General features: G+C 37.3%; 11 protein-coding genes and 1 pseudogene. 11 read left to right on the forward strand and 1 reads right to left on the reverse strand.

Annotated elements, in window-relative coordinates:
* Nucleotides 1-187: 187 nt before the first annotated feature.
* Nucleotides 188-781, forward strand: a complete 594-nt coding sequence (locus tag ASU00_RS23655; RefSeq protein WP_057915893.1) for a GNAT family N-acetyltransferase — start codon at nt 188-190, stop codon at nt 779-781.
* A 210-nt stretch (nt 782-991) separates the two neighbouring features.
* Here ASU00_RS23655 and ASU00_RS23660 read toward each other — a convergent pair whose 3' ends face one another.
* Nucleotides 992-1,495, reverse strand: a complete 504-nt coding sequence (locus tag ASU00_RS23660) for a DinB family protein (RefSeq protein ID WP_057915894.1) — start codon at nt 1,493-1,495, stop codon at nt 992-994.
* Nucleotides 1,496-2,229: 734 nt separating this feature from the next.
* On the opposite strand from ASU00_RS23660, the gene ASU00_RS23665 reads away from it, so the two are divergent.
* The 10 genes and pseudogenes from ASU00_RS23665 to ASU00_RS24870 all read left to right on the forward strand — a co-directional run.
* On the forward strand, nt 2,230-2,718 hold the full coding sequence (locus ASU00_RS23665; protein WP_057915895.1) for a DinB family protein: 489 nt from the start codon (nt 2,230-2,232) through the stop codon (nt 2,716-2,718).
* Nucleotides 2,719-3,013: 295 nt separating this feature from the next.
* A complete protein-coding gene (locus tag ASU00_RS23670) occupies nt 3,014-3,886 on the forward strand; it encodes an AraC family transcriptional regulator (RefSeq protein WP_057915896.1) in 873 nt (290 codons plus the stop codon).
* Between the two features lie 418 nt (nt 3,887-4,304).
* The gene (locus ASU00_RS23675; protein WP_057915897.1) at nt 4,305-4,739 is read left to right on the forward strand and encodes a YciI family protein; all 435 of its coding nucleotides are present in this window, start codon (nt 4,305-4,307) and stop codon (nt 4,737-4,739) included.
* On the forward strand, nt 4,736-6,001 hold the full coding sequence (locus tag ASU00_RS23680; RefSeq protein ID WP_057915898.1) for an RNA polymerase sigma factor: 1,266 nt from the start codon (nt 4,736-4,738) through the stop codon (nt 5,999-6,001). The genes ASU00_RS23675 and ASU00_RS23680 overlap by 4 nt, the downstream gene beginning before the upstream one ends.
* 114 nt (nt 6,002-6,115) lie before the next feature.
* Complete coding sequence (locus tag ASU00_RS23685) at nt 6,116-6,538, forward strand: YciI family protein (protein ID WP_057915899.1); 423 nt, start codon at nt 6,116-6,118, stop codon at nt 6,536-6,538.
* A gap of 86 nt (nt 6,539-6,624) precedes the next feature.
* Nucleotides 6,625-7,020, forward strand: a complete 396-nt coding sequence (locus ASU00_RS23690) for a VOC family protein (RefSeq protein ID WP_057915900.1) — start codon at nt 6,625-6,627, stop codon at nt 7,018-7,020.
* 1,021 nt (nt 7,021-8,041) lie between these two features.
* Complete coding sequence (locus ASU00_RS23695) at nt 8,042-9,016, forward strand: glycerophosphodiester phosphodiesterase family protein (protein WP_057915901.1); 975 nt, start codon at nt 8,042-8,044, stop codon at nt 9,014-9,016.
* Nucleotides 9,017-9,324: 308 nt separating this feature from the next.
* Nucleotides 9,325-9,780, forward strand: coding sequence for a MarR family winged helix-turn-helix transcriptional regulator (locus ASU00_RS23700; RefSeq protein WP_057915902.1), 456 nt, complete (start codon nt 9,325-9,327; stop codon nt 9,778-9,780).
* Nucleotides 9,777-11,082 (forward strand): annotated as a pseudogene (locus ASU00_RS23705) (MDR family MFS transporter); the annotation flags it as partial. The gene ASU00_RS23700 and the pseudogene ASU00_RS23705, both read left to right, overlap by 4 nt.
* Nucleotides 11,083-11,300: 218 nt before the next feature.
* Nucleotides 11,301-11,393: SDR family NAD(P)-dependent oxidoreductase (locus ASU00_RS24870; protein ID WP_152983839.1), on the forward strand; the 93-nt coding region annotated here is incomplete at its 3' end.

Genomic DNA, 11,393 nt, shown 5'->3' on the forward strand with positions numbered 1-11,393 from the left:
GTCTTTTCTTATAGAACTAACAGGTGCGTTAGCTGAAGATCGGAGCTGTTTTTAAGATAGCTTTTTTCTTATGGAACTAACGGGGCAGGTTAGTTTAACAAGAATTTCTCTCTTTTGACGTCAAGTTTTTGTATTGATGTATTATAAAGGAAAGTCTATTTAATTCGTTAAAGGAGATAAAATTACAATGAAAATTGATACAAATTTAATATTAGAAGGAATTACAATCACTCTTGTTCCTCTTGAGATGAAATATAAGGAACAAGTATATGAAGCTATAAAAAGCCCTGATGTATGGAAATATACTTGGAGGGAAGTTAAAACATTTGATGATATAGAACAAATTTTATCGATAGCTGTACAAAGCAAAAATGATGGCAAGCAATTACCTTTTATAATAAAGGATAAATTGTCAGGTGAAGTAATAGGGACAACTCGTATTGGTGACATAGATACAGCAAATCGAAATGTTGAAATAGGATGGACTTGGCTTTCTCCATCAGTTTGGAGAACGAAGGTGAACACAGAATGTAAATTTTTATTACTTCAATATTGTTTCGAAGAACTGAAGGTACTACGTGTTCAATTTTCGATTAGTGGACAAAATGTACCCTCTCAAAAAGCAGTTGAACGAATAGGTGCAGTAAAAGAAGGAATATTTCGTAAACATAGGATTAAGGCAGATGGGACTATTCACGACAATATATTTTACAGTATTGTTGATACCGAATGGATTGATGTAAAGGGAAAATTGATTAACTTACTGGAGAAGAAATACTGATTTAATTCACAACCAATGGATTGATTTTTGTTTTAATATATGATTTCTTCGTGATCTTCGGCTGGAAGATCATTTTAGCTGCTTGTTTAATTAAAGCGCCCGATTATGGAATACACATAAAGCAATTGTATAACTATTTTTATCCCAAAAAGATAAACCGCCAGGATAAGTTATAAAAGGGATGGTGTTTGAAAGAAAAGGTCTATGTTCTTATTTAGAATACAGGTAAAGTCCGTAATCTTGCATAACAGAGGTTTGCCCCATTTGCCGCAACATGGTAGCTATATTGCCACGGTGATATGATCCGTGAGTAACAACGTGTAGTACTGATTCTGAAACAGAAGTTTCAAGCTCCCCGGCCCATGGATTATTAACTACAATTACCTTTTCAATATCTTTTATGCTGTTTAGAAGTGCTTTGTATCGCTCAGATAAGTCTAAAAATATCTTTTCCATTTCACTAATACTTTTTGTTTCCACCTGTTCTCTTAATTGATTCGCAGACGCCAATGCTTCATTCATACTTTTACCCGTTATAATATCAAACCATCCGTAGTCTACGAGGTAAATGTGAGACAACACCTTCGATACCGAAGAAAAACCACTCTGAATTTCCTTATGATAAATCTCCTCCGGAAGTTCTTTTAAACGATCAATGATAACCCCATTTGCCCATGCATGGTAGTTGTACATTTCTAATGTAGGATGCGTCATTCTTTATTTCCTCCTTTTTCCCTTTCAATGATAACCAGTGCAGCAACAAGCAAACTATCTTTTTGATTCTGGACAAAATCAATCCTCTGGATTTTAACCTACGAGTTAATTGAATAACACAAGCATAATATTAACTTCAACGACCTTCCCAAATTTCCTGCTGATCTTCAACAATTTGGCCCTTTAGTTGAACAAGATTTCTAAGGAAAACATGAATACTTTATACAAAACTGCAGGAAGTGGACTCTCATGGATATTCGCTATCTATGGAATAATTCTTATTTTTGTGTTTGCTNGCTTATTGGTCTTCATTGTTCCTTTACTATGACATAAATTCTTTTTGAAATACCAATTTTATTCTTTACTGGTAGCCAAGAGAACGGACATAAAAAAAGCATTCACCCCACCTGCTTTGACATAGTTACGCTACAAATTTATTGAATAATGGAACACCTCTAGAAGTAATTCATTATTAAATGGGTCATGAAAAAAGTGAAACAACAAAAATTTACGCATTTCTAAGTGGTGCAATTCGGAGAGACCTGTATGGAAAGTATTTTTAAGGGGCCAAGAGTCCTTTTTATTTTGTTCTTAATAAACTATCGGGGCAGGTTAGTCGAATAAGAATTATAACAGGACAATTAATATACTATGTAGAATATACAAATTGCACACCATTATTTTAGCGGTGTAGGGAAAAATAATAATCATATTAATATAAGGAGTGTGAAAGTATGTTTCATGCAAAAGATGTTTTATCTGATCAGTTGTTAGCAAATGCTAATGACCCTAGCTGGTACATACCATTTTCAGATTCAGTGGAAAATTTGCCTGAGGAACAAGCATTTTGGAAGCCAAACGAAGATAGTAATAGTATAGCTGAAATTGTGCAGCATCTATTATATTGGAATCAAACATGGCAAACAAGGTACCAAAAATCTCACGTCAATGCTGTGCCGTCCATAGGCAATAATAATAAAAGCTTTATAATTCCTGAAAACCATACATTTAATGACTTAAAAAAACTACTATTAGAAGTGCTGTTACGATGGCAAGGTTTATTAACTGAAGAAAAAGTTGAAAGTGATGTTAATGGTTTCCCTGAACAAGTGAAGTGGTGGGAAATACTCGGAAATGTATCTACTCATAACGCATATCACATTGGTCAAATCATTTATATTCGGAAGTTGCAAAATAGCTGGAAAATAGATGCTGGAGAATAGGAATAAATAAAAGTGCACTACATAACTAGGTTTCTTCTTCAACTAACGGGTACTTTAGCGCCATAAGAAGGCCGCCAATTGGCGGCCTTTTGAACGTATGATTCTTAGCATTATCATACATTCAAAACCAAGTGAAAAAACCTTAATGAACTAACGGGTTCTTTAGTTCATTTTAACAATAAGGTTATTTTCATTAACAGGTGCGAAAGGGATTAGACCCTGCATAATTGTGCACAGAATGTCGGATGATTCGTTTCAATTCCTGCTATTCTATTGATATAAGGGAGGTCATTGAATGGATTTGCTCAAAAATATGAATGGTGCCATTAAATTCATTGAAGACAATCTAACGAACGAAATTGACTTTAAAGAAGTTGCAAGGCTAGCTTATTGCTCGGAATATCATTTTAAAAGGATGTTTTCCTTCCTTGCAGGTATTTCACTTTCTGAGTATATCCGCCGAAGACGACTTACACTTGCGGCGTTTGAGCTAAAAGATAACAACATAAAGGTTATTGATATAGCGATAAAGTACGGGTACAGCTCACCTGACTCTTTTGGAAGAGCGTTTCAACATTTGCACGGCATCCCACCATCAGAAGCGAGAAGTAATGGCCATTCACTTAAAGCCTATCCACCGATGTCCTTCCAATTATCCATTAAAGGAGGCAGTGAAATGAACTATCGAATTGAAGAAAAAGAGGCATTTCACATTATTGGAATTAAAAAAAGAGTTCCAATTATTTTTAAAGGGGTTAATCCAGAGATTGCATCTATGTGGAAAAGTTTAGACGAAAAAACGATAAATGAACTTAAAGACTTATCGAATGTCGAGCCATTAGGGCTGCTTAGTGCATCTGCGAACTTTTCCGAAGGTCGGTTGGAGGAAAAAGGGGAGCTTGATCATTATATCGGCTCAGCAACAACGAGGGAATGTCCAGATAACTTAACACAGCTGAAAGTTGATGCGTCTACATGGGTGGTATTCGAAGCAGTCGGACCCTTTCCTGAAACACTGCAAAATGTATGGGGACGTATTTATTCCGAATGGTTTCCATCCTCTAACTATGAACAAAGAGAAGGTCCAGAAATCCTTTGGAACGAAAATAAAGATATAACCTCACCAACATTTAGAAGTGAAATATGGATCCCCGTTATGAAAAAGTAAGTATAGTATGCGAAGGAATTATCCAAAGAGCTGCATTTAAGGCAGCTCTTTCTTATGACACTAACGGGACAGGTTAGCTCATTAACGTAGTTTCCAAAGCTACGCCTGTACGGTGTGAAGTGGGGGAAAAGCTGGCGATAACTTCAAAGGCTACCTATCACTATAATAACACCTTAAATGATAATAATTGGTGAACCTTAGTGGTAAGTCTTATCGGTATCGCCCGATTACTTGCTCATGAGGCCCCTTTTTAATGACCGACAGGAATTTTACAGCTTGCCGCCGAAAGTAATATGGAGAAAATAATTATATTACTGTCTATCTGGTTAAGTTTAATTCGTTGTATATATAGAAGCTGACTTACCCAACGGTTTTACATCGGTTAAGAAACTTCACGGAATAATAGGAGGTATACAATATGAGATTTATGATGATTGTCAAAGCTACAACAGATTCAGAGGCAGGGGTATTGCCTAGTCAGGAGCAATTTGATGCCATGCAGAAGTATAATGAGGAGTTGGTTAAGGCAGGGGTATTGCTAGCAGCTGATGGTCTGATGTCCAGCTCAAATGGAATTAGGATTTCTTACCCGAAAGCTGGTGGAAAACCAAAGATTATGGATGGTCCGTTTACGGAGGCAAAAGAAATGATTGCAGGATATACATTGATAGAAGTCAAATCAAGAGAGGAAGCAATTGAATGGGCACTTCGTATGCCTGACCCCCATGGGTTTGGCCAGGGCGAGATTGAGTTGAGACAGGTGTTTGAGGTTGAAGAATTAACGAATAATGCCGAATTGTTGGCGAAAGAAACAGTCCTTCGCAAACAAGTTAAGGAGCAGAAACAAGCGTGAGTTTGTCAAATACACATCGAACCATCGATGCAATATGGCGAATAGAGTCCGCAAAGCTTATTGCGGGGTTAACTCGAATAGTTCAGGATGTCGGTCTCGCAGAGGATCTTGCCCACGATGCATTAGTGATTGCCCTTGAAAAATGGCCGCATGCCGGGATACCAGACAATCCTGGCGCATGGCTGATGACAACGGCGAAGCGGCGTGCGATTGATCTTTTGCGAAGAACGAAGATACGTGATCAAAAGTATGTTGAGATTGCTAAAAATACGGATTTATATACTGTGGAAGATGTGGATCAAGTATTGGATGGGGAGATTGGTGACGATCTCCTTCGTCTAATTTTTATGACCTGTCATCCAGTATTATCCCAAGAAGCCAGAGTTGCCTTAACACTACGACTGTTATGCGGACTTACCGCGGAAGAAATTTCGCGTTCATTCCTCGTCGCGGAATCAACCATTGCTCAGAGAATTGTCCGTGCTAAGAGGACCCTTAACGAAAAAAACATTCCTTTTGAGGTACCTCTTGGAGAGGAACTTAATGATCGCCTGTCTACCGTACTTGAAGTGATTTACCTTATGTTTAATGAAGGATATTCAGCAACTTCTGGGGAACACTGGATCCGTCCTTTACTATGCCAAGAGGCACTGAGGCTGGGACGTGTCCTTGCCCAAATCGCATCTAATGAACCGGAAGTTCATGGACTAGTTGCTTTAATGGAAATTCAATTTTCCCGGTTCAAAACTCGAGTTAATTCGAAAGGAGAGCCTGTTCTTCTTATGGATCAAAACCGGGCACAGTGGGATCAATTATTGATTCGCCGTGGTTTGGCAGCACTGGAGCGCAGCCGGAAGTTAGGGCGTTCACTTGGACCATATTCATTGCAAGCAGCCATCTCTGCTTGCCATACTCAGGCACCGACTCCGGAGGAGACAGATTGGCCCCGAATTGCTGCTCTTTACGAAGCGCTTTCGATTGTAATGCCCTCGCCAATCGTAGAATTAAACAGGGCAGTTGCTATATCCATGGCATTTGGTCCGGACATTGGCATTCAGATTGTAAACGAGTTGAATGCTGACCCGTCCTTAAAGAAATATCATCTATTGCCGAGTGTTCGCGGGGATCTCTTGGTGAAGCTAGGGCGTTACGATGAAGCTCGGACAGAATTTAAACTTGCTGCATCACTAACCCAGAATGAACGTGAACAAACTCTTCTACTAAATCGCGCAATGGAATGTGGAGAAGGAACATCTACATAGAATTTTTCCCAGCCTTGTCGATTATCTCATTCCTTATTCGTCGTGTTGGTAAAGGAATAGTTGAGCAGTCTATTCTACTCTTCATTTCTTCCAACTTAAACAAGGAGATTTTTATTGATTATCAAAGCCACAGAGTACTCGGAGGCAGGACTAGCCGACGGAAAGGATTACCGCGAGGCAATGATTCCGTATAAGAAGTCACTGGCTAAAAAAGGTGTACTTCTTGCCGATGAAGAGCTTCAGCCAAGTTCAACCGGTTTAAGAATTACATATCCAAAGAAAGGTGGAAAACCACAGGTATTGGCTGGCCCGTTTCCGGTAAATCAAGACCTTATCATAGAATATATGGTGATTAATGCAAGTGCAGAGGACGAGGCGCTAAACTTGGCGCTAAGAATGCCGGTTCCAAAGGCGAGAGGCAAGTACGAGATAGAATTGCGAAGACTAAAAGAGAAACTAGAGTCCATACAAGACCCCGGAATAAAGGCGATAGAAGCCTCTTTACAAGATCACCTTAATATGTTGAAAAAAATTTAAAAAAGTTTTTTCCTTTGTCGATTTCACCAATGTATATTCGTCGTATTTATAGAAGAACAAATTAAACTGGAAAGGTTGTTAAAAAAATGGGAGCACAATTAAACTCTTATCTAATGTCGGAGGATGCAAGAAGTCAGGCGGATTTTTACGTAGATTCACTCGGTGGAGAAATTCTATCACTTAAAACATTCGGTGAGGCACCAGGAACTCCAGAAGCGGTAAAGGATAAAGTTATGCATCTGTCCTTGATGGTAGCCGGAAGGAATATGCTTATGATCTCCGATTCCTTTGAACCGGTATCCAGCAACCGTAGCATCAGTCTTGCTTTAACCTATGACAATGAGTCTGAAGCTAGAGACGCATATGACAAGCTTGGTGAGGGTGGAGAATACAAGTACCCCTTTGTATTGCAGCCATGGGGCGCATACTATGGAGAAGTTATAGATAAATTCGGTGTTACGTGGATGATTACCAAACCGTAACCCATCCCAAATTCAAAAAAATCACTATAAACAAAAAAGAGAGTTTGTATAATGCGTCAGGAAGTAACCGATTTTATTGATACATGATAGCTGGTTTTTTAAAGTTGGATGTGCAAAGTAACACTTAAAATATATGCAAATTATCATTCAAGTGACACTTTATTAGACGTCTGCTTTTAATAATAAGGATCTGTTAAAGGGTGTTGTTGATTTATTTTATGAACTAAAGGGGCAGGATAGTTTCAGCTGGGACATATACTTAGATAGCAGCTATAAAGTTCTCCGAATATCTTTTTTATAATTCGGCTTGTGTAACTATTCTAATTCCAGAGTAGTTACCTTTTTTATGTGGTTTATTCGTGCTGTGNATTTGTATGAATGAATTAATATCATTTCAGTTACACACAATAAGAATATCTGTAGTAAAGGGAGTGTTACCACTGGATATTCTAATTTCTTTACTTTACATACTCTTGGCTGTCTTATTTCTCGTAACCGCAGTATTTATCTTTTATAAGCTGTTTAAAACTACAGGAAGTGGACTCTCATGGATATTCGCTATCTATGGAATAATTCTTATTTTTGTGTTTGCTCTTTTGTNAATTGGACTTCGTAGTTCCTTTACTATGACATAAATTCTTTTTGAATTACCAATTTTATTCTTTCAATAATAGGCTTCTTTTTTTTATATATAAGGTTCTTATACCTTTAGGGATTATTGCCCGAATTCCTTATAGAATTCGGGTTGTTGTGCTGCGCAGTTTGTGTCAACTGTACAATACTCCTTAATGAACTAACGGGTGCCTTAGCCGGGATCAGCGCTGTCTATAGGGCAGCTCTTTTCTTATACAACTATAGGGGCAGTTTAGTTGAATTAGTTGAGAAAGACTTGATTTTTCAATTAATTTTTATCTGAATTACATTTTTAATACATTGCACTGTATTAAAAATTCAAATACTCTTATAAAAGGATAATAAAATTGTAAATTCATTTTAAGGTACGAAAAGAAAGGATAAACAAATGAAAAAAAGAAAAGGTAAAAGGAAATATATTATTTTGGGGGTATTAACCCTTGTTGTTGCTATGGTTTGGATGAATAATACGAGCCTTTTTTATTCGAAAGATACAAATTATAAGATTCTAGCTCATAGAGGGTTGGCTCAAACCTTTGATATTTCAAAGGTAGAGAATGATACGAATACAGCTGAAATCATTTATCCGCCTGAGCATCCTTATTTAGAAAATACAATTCCTTCTATGAAGACAGCATTTGATAATGGTGCTGACGTAGTGGAATTAGATATTCAGTTAACGAAGGATCATCAATTAGCTGTTTTTCATGATTTCACTTTAGAGTATAGAACAAATGGGAAAGGTGAAGTCAAAGATTATACGATGAACGAATTGAAACAACTAGATGTCGGCTATGGTTATACGGCTGATAATGGAGAGAGTTATCCGTTTCGTGGCAAAGGCATTGGTATGATGCCAAGCTTAGATGAGGTGTTTGCAGCTTTTCCTAATAAAGAGTTTTTAATTCATGACAAAGATGGAGATATGGAAACAACAAAAGTATTGTGGGATACATATTTAAGTAAAATGTCTAAGGCTCAATTGAATAAAATAACCGTTTATGGTGATGGAGACGGTAAAGGATTTGATTATTTAAGATCAAAACATAAAGAGTTGAAACTGTTAACGAAAACAATGATGAAAAATGTACTATTAAAATATGAATTATTAGGTTGGACGGGATATATTCCGAAAGAATTGCATAATATGGAGCTACATTTACCTTTAAATTATGCGAAGTACTTATGGGGATGGCCCAATAAATTTATTGATAGAATGGAGTCGGTCAATACGCGAGTCGTAATCGTAGAAGGAAATGGGAAATGGTCAGAAGGGTTTGATACAAAAGAAAGCCTTGAAAAAATTCCAGAAGGATATCAGGGGTATATATGGACAAATCGGGTTGATAAGGTTACTAAATGATTTCTCAGAATGTAATTCATCAAAAATAGACGATTCTTCATTATAAGGAATCGTCTTTCTTATGTTATTAAAGGGCAACATTCCTGCGATGAATAGACTAAATTTTTATGCAAGACCAATTAAGTTTGTGAATAAATATACTTAAACTATCGGGTGCTTTAGCTTGGGAACAGGGGCTGCCATTTGGTGGCCTTTTTGCTTAATGAACTAAAGGGGCAGGTTAGTTGAATAATAAAGTCAATATATTGACTTTATTAGATATTCCTTTAAAATAGTCAATATATTAACCATTTTAAAGGAGTCTTATTGTGAAATCAAAAGTAAAAATTATCATGAACTTACTTCGTGTATCTACACTGCTTAATAGGGTTGGGCTGAAACTAGTTGAAGGTACGGATTTAGCAAGTGTTCAACAGTGGCAGTTATTAGGAATTATTGATAGAAATGAGGGGGGTTCCTTGGCTAAATTATGCGAGGAAACGCTTGTGACTAAACAAAATATTACGGGGTTGGTTGAGCGTTTACGTAAAGCAGGATTAATTATGACATGGACCGACTCAAATGATAAACGTATAACAAGGGTCGGAATTACGGCCAAAGGCAAGGAAACAATGGAGGAGATGAAACCTCGAACAAAAATGAGCAATAACACAACCTTTGCAAATTTTAGTGAAGAAGAACTCGATAAGTTTGATAATATGCTTGAGTGTTTAGTCACTTCCTTGCTTCTAGAATCCAACGTAAAGGAGGAAAAAAAAGATTGAACGCGTATCAACGTAAAATTACCAGTGCCTTACTTATCGCCACGTTCTTAACTGCGATAGAAGCAACCATCGTTAGTACAGCAACACCAGCTATTGTAAAAAAATTAGGTGGAATTGATCTTATTAGTTGGGTAGTTGCTTTATATTTACTTACTTCCGCCGTTACAACCCCTATCTTTGGAAAATTAGCCGATCTTTTTGGGCGAAAAAAAGTCTTTATAGTAGGGACTTCCATATTTTTAGTTGGATCCTTATTATGTGGAATTTCACAAAATATGGGGCAACTGATTTTATTTCGCGCGATCCAGGGAATTGGAGCTGGCGCTGTTATTCCTATTACCTTCACGATTATCGGAGACATTTTCACCTTTGAACAACGGGCGAAGGTTCAGGGGTTATTTAGCGCACTTTGTGGAATCGCTGGACTCTTTGGACCATTAGTTGGAGGGTTTTTAGTCGATTATGTCAGCTGGCATTGGATCTTTTTTCTCAATCTTCCTTTTGGCTTGATATCTATGTGGATTATTGGAAAATATTTAGAGGGAAATGTAGGAAATCAAGAACGGAAAATTGATTATGGTGGAGCGATCACGTTTACAATTGGAACCACAGCCATACTTTATCTCCTTCTTGCTGGAGGAAGCAGTTTTCAATGGAATTCTGTGATGACGTATGTACTTTTGATTATTACAGTTATTTTTCTTGTGGTTTTTATACGTATTCAGATTAAGCATCCTGAACCAATCATACCGATTAAGCTGTTGTACTATCGGGAAATTTTAATTGCTAATCTAGTCTCTTTTTTAGCTAGTGCCATTTTGATTGGATTGACAACTTACATTCCTTTGTGGGTTCAAAGTGTGCTTCTAAAAGGAGCTACGTTTTCAGGCTTTGTTTTACTCCCAATGTCTATTGGATGACCACTTGGAGCAACAGTTGGAAGCCGATTGTTAATTAAAGTAGGCCCTAAACCTGTTACTCTTATAGGGATATGTCTTGTTACACTTGGGTCATTTGCTTTACCGTTTATCACGATCTCATCCCCTATCTGGATGATGCTTTGTATCATCTTTGTAATGGGATTAGGATTTGGTTTGTCGATCACTACGTTTACAATCGTTGTACAATCCGCAGTTGGATGGAATCTTAGAGGAGTAGCTACTTCTTCTAATACATTTGTTCGTACATTAGGACAGACATTAGGGGTAGCCGTACTAGGAAAATTCTTAAATCAACAGGTAGGCGTTTCAACAGACTCAGTATCACATGTATCTTCTCATTCTCTTGCAGCAGGAATTCATGNATATCTTTCTTATTATGGCTGGAATAGCTNATTATCAGTTTGGTTATTACGCTCTGGGTTCCTAAAAAGAAAAAAGAAGAACAAGCAGCATGACTTAATTATTTGTGGCACCATGATTAGAATCTTCATTAAAGGATGATTCTAATCGTTGTATCAATATAACACACAAGAAATAACAAACTTCATCAAAATCAAAATACTAAAGGAGAGAGGAAAGATGAATAAAGTAGTTATCGTAACAGGAGCCAGTCGAGGAATTGGTGCTGCAACAGCTAAACTGTTAGCTGAACGTGGAGCTAAAGTAGTTGTT

The sequence above is a fragment of the Peribacillus muralis genome, from assembly GCF_001439925.1.
Lineage (GTDB): Bacteria > Bacillota > Bacilli > Bacillales > DSM-1321 > Peribacillus > Peribacillus muralis.